This is a genomic window from Streptomyces sp. NPDC048258 (genome assembly GCF_043201995.1).
In the GTDB taxonomy this organism is placed as follows: Bacteria; Actinomycetota; Actinomycetes; order Streptomycetales; family Streptomycetaceae; genus Streptomyces.
Genome location: NZ_JBICZH010000001.1, coordinates 512,304 through 532,232 on the forward strand (window position 1 = coordinate 512,304; position 19,929 = coordinate 532,232).

Consider the following 19,929-nt stretch of genomic DNA (forward strand, 5'->3'; position numbering starts at 1 on the left):
CACCCGCCCCCTGCCCACCGGCGTCAACGCGGCGGCTCGGCCGCCGTCACCTGTCGGTGCGCCAGTTCCGCCAGCCGCGCCTGCCCCTCCTTGCCCGGGTGGAACCAGTCCCAGCGGCTCAACTGGTCCGCGCCGAAGGGGTACTGGAAGACCGCGCCGCCGTCGTAGCGGCACAGCGCGTCCTTCGCGCACACCTCGCGGAGCACCTCGTTGTACTCGACCACCCGCGCCCGCACCTGCTCGCGCCGGGCCGTCGCCCCCGAGCCCGCCGACAGCGGATCGGCGAGCATCGACTGGCAGATGCCCAGGCTCCAGATCTTCCGCACCATCGGGTCGTCCTTGCCCTGCTCCCACAGCCGCTGGAGGTCCGGCACGCTGGAGACGTACACCTGGGTGGCGGGGGAGGCGGCCCGCAGCGCCGCGAGGGCCTGCTCGAAACCGGCCCGGAACTCCGCCACCGGCGTCATCGACGAAGCCGTGGGCCGGCAGGCGTCGTTCGAGCCCACCATCACGGTGACCAGGTCGGGCTTGTGTCCGGCCGCCTCCGCCAGCTGCCCCGGCAGGTCCGCCATCCGCGAGCCCGTCGCCGCGTGGTTCCAGCTGCGGACGGGCGCCTCCGCCTCCCCGAGCAGCCGTGCGGCCAGGGAGCGGACCGCGGGGTCGTTGCCCGTGACCCAGGAGACCTCCGGGCAGTCGGCGAGCACCGAACAGGCGTCGAAACCACGGGTGATGGAGTCGCCCACCGCCGCGATCGAAGAGGGTGCCGTGTTCCAGCGCGGCGCGGCCTGCGCCCCGCGCACGCCCTCGTCACCCTTGCCGCCCGGCCCGCACCCCGTCACCGCTCCGGCCAGCAGGACGACCGCCGCTCCCGCGCCCGCTAGTGTCCGGCGCGCGCGGCGGCGCGGAGCGGTGGTGCGCATGGGATGGTCTCCTCCTCGACGCCCCGCATCGTTCGGGGGGTCCTGCTGAGTGAAAGCTCTGTGTTTACGGGCCTTGGAGCGACCGTACGTCACACCATGACCTCTGGCGCACGGTAGCTTTTTCCCGTGGCGTTTCGGCCGCAGGTCCCGTAGCGCAATGTCAAATAATTTCCGTTACATTACATCACGTCACATACTGTCCGTTTTCTGGAGTTTATTCCCGACCTCGTCCCACACTGGAGGTCCCGGTGACGACACGTGGAGTTCTGTACGTGCATTCCGCACCGCGCGCGCTCTGCCCGCACGTGGAATGGGCTGTTGCGGGCGTGCTCGGGGTGCGGGTGAACCTCGACTGGATCAGGCAGCCCGCCTCGCCGGGCACCTGGAGAGCCGAGTTCTCCTGGCAGGCCGAAGCGGGCACCGCCTCGAAACTCGCCTCCGCGCTGCGCGGCTGGCACCTGCTGCGCTTCGAGGTGACCGCCGAACCCTGCCCGACCGCCGAGGGGGAGCGCTACAGCTCCACCCCGGAGCTCGGCATCTTCCACGCCGTCACCGGGATGCACGGCGACATCCTCATCCCGGAGGACCGGCTGCGCGCCGCCCTCGCCCGGTCCGCGCGCGGCGAGACCGACCTGGAGGCGGAGATCGCCAAACTGCTCGGCAAACCGTGGGACGACGAACTGGAGCCCTTCCGCTACGCGGGCGAGGGCGCCCCGGTCCGCTGGCTCCACCAGGTGGTCTGAGCGCCGCCCAACGCAGAAGGCCCACCCGGAATCACCCGGGTGGGCCTTCTGCGGTGTTCAAGAGACGAACACCGCAACCATCAATTGGGCAACCCCCGCGGCGAGCAACCACGTCCGCGGGAGCGGCGCCGGTTCAGGCGCACTAGACGGTACGGAACGCCAGCGTGACGTTGTGGCCGCCGAAACCGAACGAGTTGTTGATCGCCGAGATCGGGCCGTCGGCCGGCAGCTTGCGCGGCTCGCCGCGCACGATGTCCGCGTCGATGTCGTCGTCGATGTCGTCGAGGTTGATCGTCGGCGGGGCCAGCCGGTTGTACAGCGCCAGCACGGTCGCGACGGTCTCGATACCGCCCGCGCCGCCCAGCAGGTGACCGGTCATCGACTTGGTCGCGGAGATCGCGATGTGGTCGAGGTCGTCGCCCAGCACCTTGCGCAGGGCCTTCAGCTCGGCCGTGTCACCCTGCGGGGTGGACGTGGCGTGCGCGTTCAGGTGGACCAGCTCGGCCGGGTCGAGACCCGTGTTGTCGAGCAGGTTCTGCACCGCGGCCGCGACACCGCGGCCGGTCGGCTCCGGCTGCGCGATGTGGTGGCTGTCCGCGGACAGACCCTGGCCCAGCACCTCGCAGTAGACCCGGGCACCGCGCGCGGCGGCGTGCTCGGCGGACTCCAGGATGACGACGCCCGCGCCCTCGCCCAGTACGAAGCCGTCACGGGCCTTGTCGTACGGACGGGAGGCCTGCTCGGGGTTCTCGTTGTTCTTGGACATCGCCATCATGTTGGCGAACGCGGCGATGGGCAGCGGGTGGATCGCCGCCTCGGTGCCGCCCGCGACGACCACGTCGGCACGGCCGGTACGGATCATCTCGACGGCGTAGCCGATGGCCTCGGCGCCGGAGGCGCAGGCGCTGACCGGAGTGTGCACGCCCGCCTGGGCGTTGACCTCCAGGCCCACGTTGGCCGACGGGCCGTTCGGCATGAGCATCGGGACGGTGTGCGGGGAGACCCGGCGCACACCCTTCTCCTTCAGCACGTCGTACTGGTCGAGCAGGGTCGTCACGCCGCCGATGCCGGAGGCGATGACGGTGCCGAGGCGCTCGGGCGCGATACCGGCGTCCTCGCCCGCGGGGGCGGTGTAGCCGGCGTCGGCCCACGCCTCGCGGGCCGCGATGAGGGCGAACTGCGCCGAGCGGTCGAGCTTGCGGGCCAGCGGCCGGGGCAGGACCTCGCTCGGGTCCACGGCGGCCGGTGCGGCGATACGGACCGGGAGTTCGGCGAAGCGCTCGCCCTCCAGGGGCTTTACGCCGGAACGGCCGGCGAGCAGACCTTCCCAGGTCGAAGCGCTGTCGCCACCCAGCGGAGTGGTTGCGCCGATACCGGTGACGACCACGGTGCGATTGGTCGGGCTCACAGGAATTCTTTCTCCACGTCTCAGGGGGTGCTGAATTGTCACGGCGCCACCGCCAGGTGGCGACAAACGCTCGTCAGGCTCAGGCCTGGTGCTTCAGGATGTAGCTGGCGGCGTCGCCGACCGTCTTGAGGTTCTTGACGTCCTCGTCCGGGATCTTGACGTCGAAGCGCTCTTCGGCGGCGACGACGACCTCGACCATGGAGAGGGAGTCGACGTCCAGGTCGTCGGTGAAGGACTTCTCGATCTGAACGTCCTCGGTCGGGATACCGGCGATCTCGTTGACGATCTCCGCGAGACCCTCGACGATCTCTTCCTGCGTGGCGGCCATGTGGCGCTCCTTCTATAGCTAACTGGTGATTCGGGCCGGGCTGTGGAACCCGGGCCCTAGGGGAGGGTAACGACCGTCGCGGCGTAGACGAGTCCCGCCCCGAAGCCGATGACGAGCGCGGTGTCGCCGCTCTTCGCCGCTCCGGTCGCCAGGAGCCGCTCCATAGCGAGCGGGATCGAGGCGGCCGAGGTGTTGCCGGTAGTCTCCACGTCACGGGCGACCGTGACGTGGTCCGGCAGCTTCAGAGTCTTCACCATCGAATCGATGATCCGCATGTTTGCCTGGTGCGGAATGAAGACGTCCAGGTCATCGGCGGTGATCCCGGCGGCGTCGAGCGCCTGCTGGGCCACCTTGGCCATCTCGAAGACGGCCCAGCGGAAGACCGCCTGACCCTCCTGCGTGATGGCCGGGAACTTCTCGGCGCTGTCCTTGCTGCGGTACTCGTCCCACGGCACGGTCTGCTTGATGGTCTCGGACTTGTCGCCCTCCGAACCCCACACCGTGGGGCCGATGGCCGGCTCGTCCGAGGGGCCGACGACCACGGCGCCGGCACCGTCACCGAACAGGAAGGCCGTCGCGCGGTCCTCCAGGTCGGTCAGGTCCGAGAGCCGCTCCACGCCGATGACGAGTACGTACTCCGCCGAACCCTCCACGACCATGCCCTTGGCCAGGGTCAGGCCGTAGCCGAAACCGGCACAGCCCGCGGAGATGTCGAAGGCGGCGGGCTTGACCGCGCCGATCCGGTGCGCGATCTCGGTCGCGACGGCCGGGGTCTGCTTGAAGTGCGAGACCGTCGAGACGATCACGGCACCGATCTGCTCGGGCGAGACACCGGCGTCGGCCAGTGCCTTCCCCGAGGCCTCCACCGACATCGCGGCGACGGTCTCCTGGGGCGAGGCCCAGTGCCGCGTCGCGATGCCCGAGCGGGAGCGGATCCACTCGTCGGACGAGTCGATCGTCTCGAGGATGACCTCGTTGGGCACCACACGGGTCGGGCGGTAGCCGCCGACACCGAGGATGCGGGCGTACGGGGAGCCCTTGGCCGGCTTGATCTTGGACATGCTGTGTGGGCTCCTTCTCTCAGGCCGTCTGCTCGGCGACGAGCGCCGCGGCCTTGTCGAGATCGTCCGGGGTCTTCAGGGCCACGCTCGGTACGCCCTTCAGCGCGCGCTTGGCCAGACCCGTCAGGGTGCCGCCGGGGCACAGCTCGATGATCCCCGTGACACCGAGCTCGGCGAACGTCTCCATGCACAGGTCCCAGCGGACCGGGTTCGCGACCTGGCCGACCAGGCGGGCGACGACGTCGGCGCCCGTGGTGACGACGAGGCCGTCCTTGTTCGAGACGTACTTCAGCGCCGGGTCCGCCGGGGAGAGGGCCTGCGCGGCCTCCGCCAGCTTGTCGACGGCCGGGACCATGTGGTGCGTGTGGAAGGCGCCCGCGACCTTGAGGGCGACGACCTTCATGGAGCCTTCGGGCTTGTCGGCCTCCAGGGCAGCGATCTGCTCCATGGTGCCGGCGGCCACGATCTGCCCCGCGCCGTTGATGTTGGCGGGGGTCAGACCCAGCTTCTCCAGGTGTGCGACGACCACGTCACGGTCGCCGCCGAGGACCGCGGCCATGCCGGTCTCGGTGACAGCGGCGGCCTCGGCCATGCCCAGACCGCGCGTACGGACGAACGACAGCGCGTCGGCGTCGGTCAGGACACCGGCGTACGCGGCGGCGGTGATCTCACCGACGCTGTGCCCCGCGACGGCACCGAAGGCCGAACGGGAACCGAGGGCGTCGGCGGACAGCAGACCGGCGGCGACCAGCAGCGGCTGGGCCACGGCCGTGTCGCGGATCTCGTCCGCGTCGGCCTTCGTGCCGTAGTGGGCAAGGTCGAGCCCGATGGCGTCCGACCAGGCGGCGACGCGGTCAGCGGCACCGGGAAGGTCGAGCCAGGGAGTCAGGAAGCCGGGCGTCTGAGCGCCTTGGCCGGGAGCGACGAGTACGAGCACCCTCACACTCTCTCTTGTGGATGGTCCCTGCCGCCCGTGGGGACAGGGACCAAGAACCGTCGGGGTAATTGTTGATGTCCGACAAAAGTCTAGGACTGAGGATCGCCGTCGGCCAGACGCCCGAGAATCAGGGCGATCCGCAGCGTGAACGCTGAACGGACATCAGAGGGTGACCAGCCGGTGACGTCGGTCACACGTCGCAGCCGGTAGCGCACCGTGTTGGGGTGCACGAACAGCATCCGCGCAGCCCCTTCGAGGCTGCTCGCCTGCTCCAGATACACGCTCAGCGTCTCAAGCAGAGCTGAGCCCGCTTCTTCAAGCGGTCTGTAGATCTCCTCCACCAGCTGCTCCCGGGCAGCGGGATCCGAGGCGATCGCGCGCTCCGGCAGGAGATCATCCGCCAGGACCGGGCGCGGCGCGTCCTGCCACGCCGTGCACGCCTTCAGTCCGGCCGCCGCGGCCTGCGCCGACTTCGTCGCGTTCAGCAGGTCGGGCACCACCGGGCCGGCCACGACCGGGCCCGCCGCGAACGGTCCGATCAGGGACTTCGCGACCTGCATCGGGTTGTCGCTGCCGCCCGCGATGACCACCAGACGGTCCCCGAGCACACCGGTGAGGACCTGGAGCTTGTGGTGGCGGGCCGCGCGCCGGATCGCCTCGACCGTCAGCTCGCTGTCCCCCTCCGGCGCGGTGCCCAGCACCACGCACACGTGCTCCGGGGAGTTCCAGCCCAGCGCCGCCGCCCGCGACAGCGCGCCCTCGTCGGCCTCGCCGGACAGCACCGCGTTGACGACCAGCGACTCCAGCCGCGCGTCCCACGCCCCGCGCGCCTCCGCGGCCTGCGCGTAGACCTGGGCCGTCGCGAAGGCGATCTCCCGGGCGTACACCAGCAGCGCCTCGCGCAGGATCTGCTCGTCGCCCGGGGCCGCCACCTCGTCGATCGCGGCCTCCATGACCTCGATCGTGGTGCGGACCATCTCGACGGTCTGGCGCAGGGTGATCGCCCGGGTCAGCTCGCGCGGAGCCGTCCCGAACACGTCGGTGGAGATCGCCTGCGGGGTCTCCGGGTGCCGGAACCACTCCGTGAACGCGGCGATACCGGCCTGTGCGACCAGGCCGATCCAGGACCGGTTCTCCGGGGGCATCGCCCGGTACCACGGCAGGGTCTCGTCCATCCGCGCGATCGCGTTGGCGGCGAGCCGGCCGGAGGACTTCTCCAGTCGGCGCAGCGTCGCGGTGTGCGGATGGGCGGGCGCGTGATGCGCGGCGTGTGTCGCGGGGGAATGCTCACGTTCGGGTTGGGGCACGGGACAAGACTGCCTTATCGGGAAGGCTGTGCGGAGTCCGGTCCCGTGTCCGGGCCGGGCCCTGTGCCACGGCTGGGTCTACGGTGGCCACCATGATTGATGTACGCCGCGGCGCCGACCGGTACGAGGGCGGGGACCCGGCCACCGGGATCACGACCCGGCACGCCTTCTCCTTCGGGTCCTCCTACGACCCGGACAATCTGCGCTTCGGCCCCGTCCTGGCCTGCAACGAGGAGACCCTCGCCCCGGGCGCCGGCTTCGACGAGCACCCGCACAGCCACACCGAGATCGTCACCTGGGTGGTCGAGGGCGAGCTCACCCACCAGGACGGCACCGGCGAGAAGGGCCTGGTCCGGCCCGGCGACGTACAGCGGCTCAGCGCCGGATCCGGGGTGCGGCACGTGGAGCGCAACGACGGCACCGGGCGGCTGCGCTTCGTGCAGATGTGGCTCGCGCCGCTCACCGCGGGCGGCGAGCCCTCGTACGAGCTGATCCGGGGCATCGCCGACAGCACGCCCTACGCGGTCCCGGCGGCCGGCGCCGTGCTGCACGTGCGGCGGCCGGGCGCGGGCGAGCGGGTGCCCGTACCGGCGGCGGAGCGGGTGTACCTGCACGTGGTGCGCGGCGACCTGCGCCTGGACGGCGAGGAACTCGGCCCCGGGGACTCGGTCCGGATCACCGACGAGCGGGACCTGGAGATCGTCGCCGGGTCCCCGGGCGAGCTGCTGATCTGGGAACTTCCCGGCTAAGCCCGGGCCTGGGTCCTGAGTTCGGCCAGGACCGCGTCGGTGAACGGGGGCCAGGCCTCCACGGCCCACGGGCCGAAGGCGCGGTCCGTCAGCGCCACGCACGCGGCGCGCGCGTCCGGGTCCACCCACAGGAAGGTGCCGGCCTGGCCGAAGTGGCCGAAGGTGCGCGGCGAGGAGGAGCCGCCCGTCCAGTGCGGGGACTTGCCGTCGCGGATCTCCATGCCGAGCCCCCAGTCGTTGGGCGACTGGTGCCCGTAGCCGGGCAGGACGCCCTTGAGGCCGGGGTGGACGACCGAGGTGGCCGCGGCGACCGTGCGGACGTCGAGCAGCCGGGGCGCCTGCAGTTCGGCGGCGAACCGCACGAGGTCGGAGACGGTGGAGACGCCGTCCTTGGCGGGCGAGCCCTCCAGGGTGGTCGCCGTCATGCCCAGCGGCTCGCACACCGCCTGGTGCAGGTACTCGGCGAACGGGATGCCGGTGGCCTTGGTGATGTGGTCGCCGAGCACCTCGAAACCGGCGTTCGAGTACAGCCGGCGCTGCCCGGCCGGGGCGGTCACCCGGTGCTCGTCGAAAGCCAGCCCGCTGGTGTGGGCGAGGAGGTGACGGACCGTCGACCCCTCGGGCCCGGCCGGCTCGTCCAGCTCGATCGCGCCCTCCTCGTACGCCACGAGGGCCGCGTACGCGGCGAGCGGCTTGGTGACCGAGGCCAGCGCGAAGCGGTGGTCGACGGGCCCGTGGGAGCCGGCCAGGCTCCCGTCGGCGCGTACGACGGCCGCGGCGGCGGTCGGCACCGGCCAGTTCTCGATGATCCGCAGGCTTTCCATGCCGTTGACGGCCTCCATGCTGTGCATGCGGTCGAGCCTACTTGCTTGGAGTGCACTCAAGGGTTTTAGCGTGGAGGCCATGAGCCAGAGCCTGACGCGGACGCGGTACACGATCAGCGAGGTCGAGGCCCGGACCGGTCTGACCCAGCACACGCTGCGCTGGTACGAGCGGATCGGCCTGATGCCGCACGTGGACCGCTCGCACTCGGGACAGCGGCGCTTCAGCGACGAGGACCTCCACTGGCTGGCCTTCGTCGGCAAGCTGCGCGCCACCGGGATGTCGGTGGCGGACATGGTCCGGTACGCCGAACTGGTCCGCGAGGGCGAGCACACGGTGGACGAGCGCCGCGAGCTGCTGGAGCGGACGCGGCGCGACGTGCGGGCGCGGCTGTCGGAGCTGACGGACGCGCTCGCCGTACTGGATTACAAGATCGATCTTTATACGGCCAAAGAGATCGCGGGGAAGGCACAGTCATGACGGAGTACGACGGCATCACGTGGGACGGCACCACCCTCGCGCAGGTCGAACTCGGCAAGGGCGGCCCGCTGGTCGGCGCCCAGGGCCTCGGCTGCATGGGCATGAGCGAGTTCTACGGGGACACCGACGAGGCGGCGGCCCGCGAGACCCTCGACGCGGCGCTGGCCGCCGGGGTCACCCTCTTCGACACCGCGGACACCTACGGGCGGGGGCGGAACGAGGAGTTCCTCGCCCCCTTCGTGGCCGCGCACCGGGACGAGATCACCCTGGCGACGAAGTTCGCCATAGAGCGGAGCGACGACCCGCACTACCGGGGCGTCCGCAACGACCGCCCCTACATCCGGCGGGCGGTGGAGGACAGCCTGCGCCGGCTCGGCGTGGACGTCATCGACCTGTACTACATGCACCGGCGCGATCCGGCCGTGCCGTTCGCCGAGTCGGTGGGCGCCATGGCGGAGCTGGTGGCGGAGGGGAAGGTGCGCCACCTCGGGCTCAGCGAGGTCACCGGCGCGGAGCTGCGCGAGGCGCACGCCGTGCACCCGATCGCGGCGCTGCAGTCGGAGTGGTCGCTGTTCAGCCGGGACGTGGAGCGCAGCGCGGTGGGTGCGGCGGCGGAGCTGGGGGTGGCCTTCGTGCCGTACTCCCCGCTGGGCCGGGGCTTCCTCACGGGCTCCTTCGCGGACGCGGCGGCGGACCTCTCGGCGGAGGACTTCCGGCGCCACCAGCCGCGGTTCACCGGCGACAACGCGAAGGCCAACGCGGCGCTGCTGGCGCCGGTGCGGGAGATCGCCGAGGCGCACGGGGCGAGCCCGGCGCAGATCGCCCTGGCCTGGGTGCAGCAGCGGGCGGCGGTGCACGGGCTGACCGTGATCCCGATCCCGGGCACGCGCAAGGCGGGTCGCCTCCGCGAGAACGCCGCGGCGACCGGGATCACCCTGTCGGACGCGGAACTGGCCTCGCTGGAGCCGATCGCCGCGCGGGTGGCGGGCGACCGCTACCCGGACATGACCTTCACCTCGGCGGCCCGCGAAGCCTGACCCACCCGTTCGTGGCGCCGCTGCTGGGGCTCCGCCCCAGACCCCGCGACTCAAACGCCGGCGGGGCTGGATCTGGTTGATGCCGTCCGCCAGGCGATCCTCCCGCCCAGGGGGGTTGCCGCAGCGCGCACTTCCGTGCGGACGCGAGCCAAATCCAGCCCCGCCTGGGGGTACCTCCCAGCGGTAGCTGGGGGAGTTTGAGGCGCGGGGGTCCGGGGGCGGAGCCCCTGGGAGGGCGGGCGCAGCCCGGCTCACGGCCTCGGCCCCCATGGGCCCCGCTACAGCGGATCCGCGGCGAAGCGGTCGCGCAGGGCCGTGTACTCCGCGTCCGTCAGCAGCCCCGCCGAGTACAGCTCGCTCAGGTGCCGCAGGCGGTCGTCTCCGGAGCGGGCCCGGGGGACCGCGGGCACGGCGGCGCGGCCCCGCAAGCCGGCGAGGACCGCCGCGGCGAACGGCAGCGACTCGTGCGCCGCCCCGTACCCCACGCCGAAGACGGCGGCCGCCAGGTCGTGGTCCGGGCGGGGATCGGCGGCGGCGTCCCGCACGAGCAGCCGCAGATGTCCGCCGGGCCCGCCCGGAGACCTCCACTCCACGCCGGTGAGGGCCGAGAGGGGGTAACGCTGGTCGCCCGCCTTCCACTTGGTGGAGGTGGCGCCCGTACGGGACCAGTGGAAGACGACCCCCGAGCCGTCGAAACCCACCCGCGCGTCGTACGCCCTCAGGCGCAGCGGCGGCCGCGGTACGTCGACCAGGAAACGGGCGGCCGGCTCGGCGGCCTCCGGCCCGAGCCGGAAGCGCAGCGCCTCGGCGAAGGCGGCGGCGTGCGGGGCCCGTTCGCCCGGCAGCACCAGCCGGTACGGGTCGCAGGACTCCTTCAACTGCCCCGCCGCGGCCTCCATCAGCGGATCCGCGCCCGGCCGCGGACGGACGCGCAGCACCACCGTGTCCCGCTTCCCGGCGGTCACGGTCACCCCGGACACCGCTTCCAGGGGGATCCGGCGTGAGCCGAGCGCGTGAAAGAGTCTCGGCGTCCTCGGCGTTCTTATCCCCCGTGCGAAGCGGATGAGCACCGAGTCCGAGTCGAACTCCCAGACGGCATGGTTTCCGGCCAGTACGTCACCCATGCGGCACATGGTAAAGGGAGGGGGCCCCGCACGTCCCCCCTCGGTGCGAGGCCCCTTTTACGCGTCTCTACGCGCGTCAGTCCTGCTCTGCCCCGGAAGTTCCACGGCGGCACGCGTCGTCGCCGGTCGCGCAGACCACGGAACCGAACGCGCCGGTTCCGATTTTGGCGAAGTTGTCCACCGAGTCGGTCCCTGGCGCGAAATAGCCGGTGTGACTCCTGGCCGTCGCCGAGGACAGCAGCCGCGCGCCGAACTCCGGGGACACCGGATCGGCCCCGTGGCCCAGCCCGCCGACCTCCAGGTGCGGTACGTCCGCGATCCAGTCGCCCTCGTCCCGCGTGGCCCAGACCCGGGCCGAGGTGCGCAGTCCGGCGACGTTCTCCGCGCGCATCCCGGGGCTGCCCGCCACCACGACGTCCGTCACCCGGGCCGGCAGCTCGTGCGCGGCGACCCCGCACACCACCGATCCGTAGCTGTGGCAGAACAGCGCCACGCTGGAGTTCCCGGGCAGGGCCATGATCAGCGCTCTGAGCAGGACGGCGCCGTCCATGGCCATCCGGCCGGTGGCTGCGTCCATGCCGACCCCGGTGGGCGCGGTGTAACCGGCCCACGCGATGACCGCCGTCCGGCTGTCCGGCGCGGCCGCGCGCTCGGCCTCGTACAGGGACTCGGCCATGCCGACCGGGGCGGTGAAGCGGCGCTGGGTGCGCTCGAAGGTGAGCACGTCGGTGTCGACCCCGGGGACGATCACCGAGACCCGGCGGGCTGCGTCGAGGTCGCCGAAGACCTCGGCGACGCGGCCGCCGCCGGTGGGGTCGAAGGCGAGGATCTGCCGGCCGGGTTCGGCGAGCGAGGCGAAGCGGTGCGAGCGGCGGACGGCGGCGGCGCGGTCGGCGGGGGTCAGGGCGACATCGCGGCCGCGGGCCTCCTCGACCCGGCCGGCCCGCTCCAGGCCGAGCCGGTTGGCCCGGTAGCGGGTGGCGGCGGGGACCCCGTCGAGGTTGCCCACCACGAGGGGATAGCCGTCGGCGAGCCGGGCCCGCTGGGCGCCGTCGAGCCCGCCGAAGAAGCGGGCCACCGTCCGTACGGGGGCGTCCGCGGGCGGCACCGGGCGGCCGTCGATCCGGGCCGTGGCCCAGGCGGCGAGGGCCGCGGCCCGCAGCGGGGTGCCGCTCTCGGGGCGGTGCACGGCCGTCCATCCGGTGGTCGCCAGCATGACGAAGACCACCGCGAGCGCGAGCAGGGTGCGCAGGGCGGCGGGGCGCGGGTCGGCGCCGGGGGCGGTGGGGTGGGCAAGGCCGGACAGTTTCACTGCGACCAGCGTAGGAGACGCCTTCCGGCCACGGCGCGCCGGGTGACGGGACTCACGGCCGACCGGGTTGCTCCACAACTCCGGTCGCCGTCCCGCCCGGCAGACCCCGGTGCCGCCGGTCAGCCCCGGTCCGTGGCGGGCGTACGGCGCCAATCCGCCGCCAGCGCCGGGCCGATCTGGTCCAGGTACGCCTCGGTCATCCGCCGGATCGCGGCCACGCTCGTGTCCTCGCCCTGCCCCCACAGCCGCCCGGTGACCCGCATCACTCCCGAGAACGCGGCGACGGCCACCCGCGGCCGCGGGTCGGCGTCCACGTCCAGGCCCTCACGGGCGGCGATCAGCCGGGCGATCCGCTCCTCCAGCTCGGTGGAGCGGCGCAGGTGCACGGCGAGGAGGGCCGGGGTGGACTCGATCAACTGATAGCTGCGCATGTAGAGGTCGACGGGGACCACCTCGGAGATGGCCTCCTCGACGGTGTCCCAGGCGGCGAGCACCGCGCCCCGCATCGCCGCGAAGGGGCCCTCGGCGGGCGGCCGGGCCTGGAGTTCGGCGAAGAAGTGCGACTCGACCAGGTCCTGGACGGCGAAGGCGACCTCTTCCTTGTTCGCGAAGTAGCGGAAGAAGGTCCGCTGGGACACGTTCACGGCGTCGGTGATCTCGTCGACGGTGGTCCGCTCGTACCCCTGCGAGATGAAGAGCAGCAGGGCGGCGCGCAGCAGTGCGTCCCGGGTGCGCCGCTTCTTGCGCTCGCGCAGTCCCGCCACCACCGGTGCGGCCGGCGCCGGCCGCTCGTCGGTCATCACCGTGGGGCTCCTTTCCGATGTTCTTCTGCTCTTCTGACGCTGAGTGAAGCGGTCAGGTTACCTGTGACCCACGCGACATCGGCGGCACCGCTGAGCCGTTTGTGAAGTGTCAGTCGCTGTCACTAGCCTGTTCGCATGACTAGTCAGATCACCGTCGACGACCAGGTGCCCGCCAAGGAACCAGGATCGGCACCGGCCCGTTCGGGCCTGCGCGGCCATCCCTGGCTGACCCTCTTCGCCGTCGCGATCGGCGTCATGATGGTCGCGCTGGACGGCACGATCGTCGCCGTCGCCAACCCGGCGATCGCGGCGGACCTGCACGCCTCGCTCGCCGACATCCAGTGGATCACCAACGGCTACATGCTGGCCCTCGCGGTCTCCCTGATCACCGCGGGCAAGCTCGGCGACCGCTTCGGCCACCGCCAGACCTTCCTCATAGGCATCGCCGGCTTCGGGCTCTCCTCCGCCGTGATCGGCATGTCCGACGGCGTCGAGCTCGTCATCGCCGCCCGTGTCGCGCAGGGCCTCTTCGGCGCGCTGCTGATGCCCGCCGCGCTCGGCCTGCTGCGCGCCACCTTCCCCGCCGAGAAGCTCAACATGGCCATCGGCATCTGGGGCATGGTCATCGGCGCCTCGACGGCCGCCGGGCCCATCATCGGCGGCCTCCTCGTCGAGCACCGCAGCTGGCAGTCCGTGTTCTTCATCAACGTCCCCGTCGGGGTCGTCGCGCTGATCCTGGGCCTGCTCATCCTGGTCGACCACCGCGCCCCGAACGCCCCGCGCTCCTTCGACATCCTGGGCATCCTGCTGCTGTCGGGCGCGATGTTCTCCCTCATCTGGGCCCTGATCAAGGCCGGGGAGTGGGGCTGGGGTGACTGGAAGACCCTGTTCTTCCTCGCCGCCTCCGTGCTCTGCTTCGCGTTCTTCGCCGTCTGGGAGACGAAGGTCGCCGAACCGCTGATCCCGCTGGGCATGTTCCGCTCGCTGCCGCTGTCCGCGGGCACCGTGCTGATGGTGCTGATGGCCTTCGCGTTCATGGGCGGCCTGTTCTTCGTCACCTTCTACCTGCAGAACGTGCACGGCATGAGCCCGGTCGACAGCGGCCTGCACCTGCTGCCGCTGACCGGCATGATGATCGTCGGCTCGCCGCTGGCCGGTGCCCTCATCACCTGGGTCGGGCCCCGGATCCCGCTCGTCGGGGGCATGGTCGCCACCGCCGCCGCATGCTTCGGCATGGCCCGGCTGACCCCGGGCACCGGCACGCTCAGCATGTCGCTCTGGTTCGCCCTGCTCGGCCTCGGCCTCGCGCCCGTCATGGTCGGCGCCACCGAGGTCATCGTCGGCAACGCCCCGCTGGAGCTGTCCGGCGTGGCCGGCGGCCTCCAGCAGGCCGCCATGCAGGTCGGCGGCAGCCTCGGCACCGCCGTCCTGGGAGCGGTCATGGCCAGTGCGGTCGGCAACTCGTTCGGGGACAACTGGCGCGCGGCCGGGCTGCCTCCGCTCGCCCCGGAGCAGCAGGCCCTCGTGGAGAAGGGGGTCCAGGTCGGCATGGCCCCCGTCCAGCCGGGCACCCCGGAGCCCGTCGCGCAGGCGATCACCAAGGTCGCGCACGACACCTTCGTGTCCGGCATGAGCACCGCCTTCACCGTCGCCGGCGTGGTCGCGGTCCTCGCCGCCGTCGTCGCCTGCTTCACCAAGCGCGGCGAGAACGCCGCCGCGGGGGCGGGCGCCGCACACGTCTGAGGGCCCGGGTCCAGCGCCCGCGGAGGCGTCAACTCCGTACGTACGACAGCCCCGCCGGATGGTTCCGGCGGGGCTGTCGCCTATCAGGGTGGACCTGCCCGAGGCCTCTTCCGCTCGGCCATCGGCCCAGGTCAGCGTGGTGTCGGCGGAGCTCCGGAAACGGTCCGGGGCCCGTCCGTCCACAAGGAGTTGACCCGTCATGCGTACGTGGAGCACCACTCTCGCCGTCGTCGGCCTGGCCCTCACCGCCCTCATCCCGAGCACGTCCGGCGCGGCGCACGCCGCCGGCCCGGCCACGCTCGGGGCCTGCGCGACCGGGCAGCTGTGCCTGTGGGCGAAGCCGGAGTTCAAGGGCACCCGGCAGACCCACGAGCTGAGCACCCTGGACATCAACAGCTGCACCGCCCTGCCCGCGGGGACCAGCGCCCAGTCCCTCACCAACCGGACCGGCCGCCCGGTGACCACGTACCAGTCGGCGGTGTGCGCGGAGACCGGCGAGTTCCAGACCTACCCGGGCGACGGGGTCTGGCTGCCCCAGTCGCCGTACCAGGTCAGGGCGTTCAAGGTGTGGGAGACGTAGCCTCGCGCGGCGCCGGGGCGGCGGGCCGTTCGACCGGCTCGGCCGGACCGGCCGGCTCGGCCGCCCCGCCGCCCAGCGCCGCGACCTCGGCGCGCAGCGCCCGTACCTCCGACTGGAGTTCCAGGATGGCCGCCAGCTGAAGCCGCTCCACCTGGTCGTCCCGCTCGAAGCGGGCGATGAACCAGGCGGCGATGTTGGCGGTCACCACACCGAGCAGGGCGATCCCGGACAGCATCAGCCCGACGGCCAGCACCCGGCCGAGGCCGGTGGTGGGGGAGTGGTCGCCGTACCCGACCGTCGTCATGGTGGTGAAGGACCACCACACCGCGTCGCCCAGGTTCTTGATGTTCCCGTCGGGGGCGTCCCGCTCCACGCTCAGCACCGCGAGCGAGCCGAACATCAGCAGGCCCACCACGGCCCCGGCCACATAGGTCGTCAGCCGGATCTGCGGAGCCATCCGGGCCCGGCGCCCCACCAGCATCAAGGTGGCGACCAGCCGCAGCAGCCGCAGCGGCTGGACCAGCGGCAGCACCACCGCGGCCAGGTCCAGCCAGTGCGTCCGTACGAAGACCCTGCGGTCCCCGGCGAGCACCAGCCGCACCAGGTAGTCGACCGCGAACGCTCCCCACACCACCCATTCCGCGTGCGTGCACGCCCGGTGGACCGCCGGGTCCGCGTCGGGCGCCACGATGGGCACGGCGTAGGCGACGGCGAAGGCCACGGCGAGCACCAGGAGGGGGGCCTGCGTACGGCGCTCCCAGTGCGCCTGGCGGGAGGGTTCCTTCATGCCAGCATCGTAAAGAACGAGTAAGGGGCGCTGGGACAGGTGTCCCAGCGCCCCCACGGAAGGGTGACGGCTACGCGTCTCCGCCCGCCGCGCCCGGGTCGGCCGCCGCGACGTCCAGCAGCTGGTAGCGGTCGACGGCCTGCTTCAGCACCGAACGGTCGATCCGGCCGGCCTTGGCGAGCTCGGTGAGCGTCGCCAGGACCACCGACTGGGCGTCGATGTGGAAGAAGCGCCGGGCCGCACCGCGGGTGTCGGCGAAGCCGAAGCCGTCCGCGCCCAGCGAGGTGTACGGGCCGGGCACCCACCGCGAGATCTGGTCCGGCACCGACCGCATCCAGTCGGAGACCGCCACGAAGGGACCCTCCGCGCCGGACAGCTTCCGCGTCACGTACGGAACGCGCTGCTCCTCCTCAGGGTGGAGCAGGTTGTGCTCCTCCACCTCGACGGCCTCGCGGCGCAGCTCGTTCCAGGAGGTCGCCGACCAGACGTCCGCCCGCACGTTCCAGTCGGCGGCCAGGATCCGCTGCGCCTCCAGCGCCCACGGCACCGCCACGCCCGAGGCCATGATCTGCGCCCCGATGGTGCCCGCCGTGCCCTGCGACACCCGGTGGATGCCCTTGAGGATCCCGTCCACGTCGACGTCCGCCGGCTCGGCCGGGTGCTGGATCGGCTCGTTGTAGACGGTCAGGTAGTAGAAGACGTCCTCCGACTCCGGCCCGTACATCCGCCGCAGACCGTCCTTGACGATGTGCGCGATCTCGTAGCCGTAGGCCGGGTCGTACGCGACACAGCCCGGGTTCGTCGAGGCCAGCAGCTGGGAGTGACCGTCGGCGTGCTGGAGGCCCTCACCCGTCAGGGTGGTCCGGCCGGCGGTCGCGCCGAGGACGAAACCGCGCGCCAGCTGGTCGGCCATCTGCCAGAACTGGTCACCCGTGCGCTGGAAACCGAACATCGAGTAGAAGACGTACACCGGGATCAGCGGCTCGCCGTGCGTCGCGTACGCCGAACCCGCGGCGATCAGCGAGGCCGTGCAGCCCGCCTCCGAGATGCCGTCGTGCAGCATCTGGCCGGTCGGGGACTCCTTGTACGCGAGCAGCAGGTCACGGTCGACCGCCTCGTACTGCTGGCCCAGCGGGTTGTAGATCTTGGCGCTCGGGAAGAAGGCGTCCATACCGAACGTGCGGTACTCGTCGGGCGCGATCAGCACGAAGCGCTTGCCGATCTCCTTGTCCCGCATCAGGTCCTTCAGGATGCGGACGAAGGCCATCGTGGTGGCGATCGACTGGTGGCCCGAGCCCTTCTTGGCGGCCGCGTACGCCGCGTCGCCCGGCAGCTCCAGCGGCTTCGCGCGCACCACGCGGGTCGGCACGTAGCCGCCGAGCGCGCTGCGCTGGTCGTGCATGTACTGGATCTCGGGGGAGCCCGGGCCCGGGTGGTAGTACGGCGGCGCGCCGTTCTCCAGCTGCGCGTCCGTGATCGGGATGTGCAGGCGGTCGCGGAAGCGCTTGAGGTCGTCGACCGTCAGCTTCTTCATCTGGTGCGTCGCGTTGCGGCCCTCGAAGTTCGGGCCGAGCGTCCAGCCCTTGACCGTCTGCGCCAGGATCACCGTCGGCTGGCCCTTGTGGGCCTTGGCCGCCGCGTACGCCGCGTAGACCTTCTTGTGGTCGTGTCCGCCGCGGCCCAGGTGCTGGATCTGCTGGTCGGTCATGTTCTCGACCATCGCGCGCAGCCGCTGGTCGTCCCCGAAGAAGTGGTCGCGGATGTACGCGCCCGACTCGGTGGCGTACGTCTGGAACTGCCCGTCGGGGGTGGTGTTCATCCTGTTGACCAGGATGCCGTCGCGGTCCTGGGCCAGCAGCGGGTCCCAGGAGCGGTCCCAGATCAGCTTGATGACGTTCCAGCCGGCGCCCCGGAAGATCGACTCCAGCTCCTGGATGATCTTGCCGTTGCCGCGCACCGGGCCGTCGAGGCGCTGGAGGTTGCAGTTGACGACGAAGGTCAGGTTGTCCAGACCCTCGCGCGCGGCGATGGACAGCTGGCCGAGCGACTCCGGCTCGTCCATCTCGCCGTCACCGAGATACGCCCATACGTGGGACTTGGAGGTGTCCGCGATCCCGCGCGCCTCCATGTACCGGTTCATCCGCGCCTGGTAGATCGCGCTGATGGGGCCGAGGCCCATCGAGACGGTCGGGAACTCCCAGAAGCCCGGCATCAGCCGCGGGTGCGGGTAGCTGGAAAGGCCGTACGGGGCCTTCGACTTCTCCTGCCGGAACGCGTCGAGCTGCTGCTCGGTGAGCCGGTCCAGGAGGTAGGCGCGGGCGTAGATGCCGGGGGACGCGTGGCCCTGGAAGAAGATCTGGTCGCCGCCGTCGCCCTCGTCCTTGCCCCGGAAGAAGTGGTTGAAGCCCACGTCGTAGAGGGAGGCGGAGGAGGCGAACGTCGCGATGTGGCCGCCGACCCCGATGCCCGGGCGCTGGGCGCGCGACACCATCACGGCCGCGTTCCATCGGGTGGCGTTCAGGACCTTGCGCTCGATCTCCTCGTTGCCGGGGAAGAAGGGCTCGTCCTTGGTGGCGATCGTGTTGACGTAGTCCGTGCTGCGCATCTCGGGCACGGCCACGCGCTTCTCACGGGCCCGCTCGATCAGCCGCAGCATCAGGTAGCGGGCGCGTTCACGGCCCCGCTCGTCGACAGCTGCGTCCAGGGAGTCGAGCCACTCCTGCGTCTCCTCCGGATCGAAGTCCGGGACCTGACTCGGCAGGCCGCCAATGATGATCGGATTGCGATCGGATGCGGAAGCCACGCTGTTCCTTCGCTGTCGGGGGAGTCGTGCCTTGGGTTCGCCGCCTCCCATGGTCTTACGCTCGGCCGAAATCGTCATCTCTACCACTGGGTAATCCCTGGAGACGGCAGGGAGCCTTGGGGAGGGGTCGGAGGCAGGTGCGGCCAAATCGCAACCTTACGCCCAAGCCGGTCACGTCCTTCGTAAGGCCGTTCGTCCCTCAAACAGGTAGGAAAGTCCTGAAGCGATGACGAATGAACCGGAATGGTGTGGGATGAATCACCCGAGGTGTATACGGAGGGGCTGAAAGTTGCGGCGAGACGGCCGCAATCGTCACCGTTTCGACGGTCTCGGCGGCCGGGTACTTGCGCGATCCGCCGCGCCCGTGTGGACTACGTCCAATGCTGCGCGTACGCGCGCCGCCAGAAGACATTCACCGAACATGAGCAGGAGGCACCCCGTGAGCGCGACCGCGGACCACGCGGAGAACCTGGCCGCCCGGCTGGGTTTCCAGTCCGAACAGGTGGTCCAGGAGATCGGCTACGACGACGACGTCGATCAGGAATTCCGTGATGTCGTTGATGGGCTCGTCGGCGAACTCGTCGACGAGGACTACGACGACGTCGCCGACGCCGTGTTGCTGTGGTTCCGGGAGGACGACGGCGACCTGGCGGACGTTCTGGTCGATGCCACCGAGCTGATCGAGGACGGCGCACTGATCCTGCTGCTGACCCCCAAGACGGGCCGCCCCGGCTACGTCGAGGCCAGCGACATCAAGGAAGCCGCGGAGACCGCCGGCCTCTCGCTGGCCAAGGGTCTCCCCGTAGGCAAGGAGTGGGGCGCCACCAAGCTGGTGACGCCCAAGACCGCCGTCAAGTCCAAGCGCTGAGCCGCGCCCCGCAGCCGAGCGGACACTTTGTCACCCCGTCGACCCCGGTCGGCGGGGTGTGTGCGTTCCCGGCCCCCGGCGTACATAGGCTTTGCCTCACCCGAACAGCCCAACGCG

At 71.4% G+C, this 19,929-nt stretch carries 19 protein-coding genes; 7 read left to right on the forward strand and 12 right to left on the reverse strand.

Annotation, left to right across the window (positions count from 1 at the left end):
- Nucleotides 1-23: 23 nt before the first annotated feature.
- Nucleotides 24-920 carry an SGNH/GDSL hydrolase family protein gene (locus ACGFYQ_RS02440; protein WP_393739064.1) on the reverse strand — a complete coding sequence of 299 codons (897 nt, stop codon included), beginning with the start codon at nucleotides 918-920 and terminating at the stop codon, nucleotides 24-26.
- 248 nt (nucleotides 921-1,168) lie between these two features.
- Between ACGFYQ_RS02440 and ACGFYQ_RS02445 the strand changes: the two genes are divergently transcribed.
- Nucleotides 1,169-1,663 carry a DUF3145 domain-containing protein gene (locus ACGFYQ_RS02445; RefSeq protein ID WP_030160508.1) on the forward strand — a complete coding sequence of 165 codons (495 nt, stop codon included), beginning with the start codon at nucleotides 1,169-1,171 and terminating at the stop codon, nucleotides 1,661-1,663.
- A 142-nt stretch (nucleotides 1,664-1,805) separates the two neighbouring features.
- On the opposite strand, the gene fabF is transcribed toward ACGFYQ_RS02445, so the two are convergent.
- The 5 genes from fabF to ACGFYQ_RS02470 all read right to left on the reverse strand — a co-directional run bounded on the left by fabF (nucleotide 1,806) and on the right by ACGFYQ_RS02470 (nucleotide 6,704).
- Entirely contained in the window at nucleotides 1,806-3,071 is a 1,266-nt protein-coding gene (fabF, locus tag ACGFYQ_RS02450; RefSeq protein WP_393739067.1) for a beta-ketoacyl-ACP synthase II, read from the reverse strand.
- Between the two features lie 79 nt (nucleotides 3,072-3,150).
- Nucleotides 3,151-3,399 (reverse strand): acyl carrier protein, encoded by a 249-nt coding sequence (locus ACGFYQ_RS02455; protein ID WP_362398632.1) that lies wholly within the window; start codon nucleotides 3,397-3,399, stop codon nucleotides 3,151-3,153.
- Nucleotides 3,400-3,455: 56 nt separating this feature from the next.
- Complete coding sequence (locus ACGFYQ_RS02460) at nucleotides 3,456-4,460, reverse strand: ketoacyl-ACP synthase III (protein WP_393739069.1); 1,005 nt, start codon at nucleotides 4,458-4,460, stop codon at nucleotides 3,456-3,458.
- 19 nt (nucleotides 4,461-4,479) lie between these two features.
- Nucleotides 4,480-5,397, reverse strand: a complete 918-nt coding sequence (locus ACGFYQ_RS02465) for an ACP S-malonyltransferase (protein ID WP_393739071.1) — start codon at nucleotides 5,395-5,397, stop codon at nucleotides 4,480-4,482.
- A gap of 89 nt (nucleotides 5,398-5,486) precedes the next feature.
- A complete protein-coding gene (locus tag ACGFYQ_RS02470) occupies nucleotides 5,487-6,704 on the reverse strand; it encodes a PucR family transcriptional regulator (RefSeq protein WP_393739073.1) in 1,218 nt (405 codons plus the stop codon).
- A 92-nt stretch (nucleotides 6,705-6,796) separates the two neighbouring features.
- Between ACGFYQ_RS02470 and ACGFYQ_RS02475 the strand changes: the two genes are divergently transcribed.
- Nucleotides 6,797-7,453, forward strand: a complete 657-nt coding sequence (locus ACGFYQ_RS02475; RefSeq protein ID WP_393739075.1) for a pirin family protein — start codon at nucleotides 6,797-6,799, stop codon at nucleotides 7,451-7,453.
- Here the strand turns inward: ACGFYQ_RS02475 and ACGFYQ_RS02480 are convergent.
- On the reverse strand, nucleotides 7,450-8,277 hold the full coding sequence (locus tag ACGFYQ_RS02480; protein ID WP_393739705.1) for a serine hydrolase domain-containing protein: 828 nt from the start codon (nucleotides 8,275-8,277) through the stop codon (nucleotides 7,450-7,452). The two genes, ACGFYQ_RS02475 and ACGFYQ_RS02480, sit on opposite strands and share 4 nt — an antisense overlap.
- Nucleotides 8,278-8,356: 79 nt before the next feature.
- Between ACGFYQ_RS02480 and ACGFYQ_RS02485 the strand changes: the two genes are divergently transcribed.
- Nucleotides 8,357-8,755: a MerR family transcriptional regulator gene (locus ACGFYQ_RS02485; RefSeq protein WP_393739077.1), complete on the forward strand. Its 399-nt coding sequence runs from the start codon at nucleotides 8,357-8,359 to the stop codon at nucleotides 8,753-8,755.
- Nucleotides 8,752-9,792 carry an aldo/keto reductase gene (locus tag ACGFYQ_RS02490; RefSeq protein ID WP_393739079.1) on the forward strand — a complete coding sequence of 347 codons (1,041 nt, stop codon included), beginning with the start codon at nucleotides 8,752-8,754 and terminating at the stop codon, nucleotides 9,790-9,792. The genes ACGFYQ_RS02485 and ACGFYQ_RS02490 overlap by 4 nt, the downstream gene beginning before the upstream one ends.
- 278 nt (nucleotides 9,793-10,070) lie before the next feature.
- Here the strand turns inward: ACGFYQ_RS02490 and ACGFYQ_RS02495 are convergent, their stop codons facing one another.
- The 3 genes from ACGFYQ_RS02495 to ACGFYQ_RS02505 all read right to left on the reverse strand — a co-directional run bounded on the left by ACGFYQ_RS02495 (nucleotide 10,071) and on the right by ACGFYQ_RS02505 (nucleotide 13,028).
- On the reverse strand, nucleotides 10,071-10,925 hold the full coding sequence (locus tag ACGFYQ_RS02495; RefSeq protein WP_393739081.1) for a DUF4429 domain-containing protein: 855 nt from the start codon (nucleotides 10,923-10,925) through the stop codon (nucleotides 10,071-10,073).
- A gap of 67 nt (nucleotides 10,926-10,992) precedes the next feature.
- Entirely contained in the window at nucleotides 10,993-12,144 is a 1,152-nt protein-coding gene (locus ACGFYQ_RS02500; RefSeq protein WP_393739707.1) for an alpha/beta hydrolase, read from the reverse strand.
- A gap of 203 nt (nucleotides 12,145-12,347) precedes the next feature.
- Nucleotides 12,348-13,028, reverse strand: a complete 681-nt coding sequence (locus ACGFYQ_RS02505) for a TetR/AcrR family transcriptional regulator (protein ID WP_393739083.1) — start codon at nucleotides 13,026-13,028, stop codon at nucleotides 12,348-12,350.
- Nucleotides 13,029-13,166: 138 nt separating this feature from the next.
- On the opposite strand from ACGFYQ_RS02505, the gene ACGFYQ_RS02510 reads away from it, so the two are divergent.
- Together ACGFYQ_RS02510 and ACGFYQ_RS02515 are read left to right on the forward strand one after the other, a co-directional pair.
- Nucleotides 13,167-14,774 (forward strand): MFS transporter, encoded by a 1,608-nt coding sequence (locus tag ACGFYQ_RS02510; RefSeq protein WP_393739085.1) that lies wholly within the window; start codon nucleotides 13,167-13,169, stop codon nucleotides 14,772-14,774.
- Nucleotides 14,775-14,973: 199 nt separating this feature from the next.
- Nucleotides 14,974-15,354 carry a peptidase inhibitor family I36 protein gene (locus ACGFYQ_RS02515; protein WP_393739087.1) on the forward strand — a complete coding sequence of 127 codons (381 nt, stop codon included), beginning with the start codon at nucleotides 14,974-14,976 and terminating at the stop codon, nucleotides 15,352-15,354.
- Here the strand turns inward: ACGFYQ_RS02515 and ACGFYQ_RS02520 are convergent.
- Both ACGFYQ_RS02520 and aceE read right to left on the reverse strand, forming a co-directional pair.
- Nucleotides 15,335-16,141 carry a potassium channel family protein gene (locus tag ACGFYQ_RS02520; RefSeq protein ID WP_393739089.1) on the reverse strand — a complete coding sequence of 269 codons (807 nt, stop codon included), beginning with the start codon at nucleotides 16,139-16,141 and terminating at the stop codon, nucleotides 15,335-15,337. The two genes, ACGFYQ_RS02515 and ACGFYQ_RS02520, sit on opposite strands and share 20 nt — an antisense overlap.
- A 70-nt stretch (nucleotides 16,142-16,211) precedes the next feature.
- Nucleotides 16,212-18,944 carry a pyruvate dehydrogenase (acetyl-transferring), homodimeric type gene (gene aceE / locus ACGFYQ_RS02525; RefSeq protein WP_393739091.1) on the reverse strand — a complete coding sequence of 911 codons (2,733 nt, stop codon included), beginning with the start codon at nucleotides 18,942-18,944 and terminating at the stop codon, nucleotides 16,212-16,214.
- A 439-nt stretch (nucleotides 18,945-19,383) separates the two neighbouring features.
- On the opposite strand from aceE, the gene ACGFYQ_RS02530 reads away from it, so the two are divergent.
- Nucleotides 19,384-19,812, forward strand: a complete 429-nt coding sequence (locus ACGFYQ_RS02530) for a DUF3052 domain-containing protein (RefSeq protein WP_362398661.1) — start codon at nucleotides 19,384-19,386, stop codon at nucleotides 19,810-19,812.
- Nucleotides 19,813-19,929 lie beyond the last annotated feature (117 nt).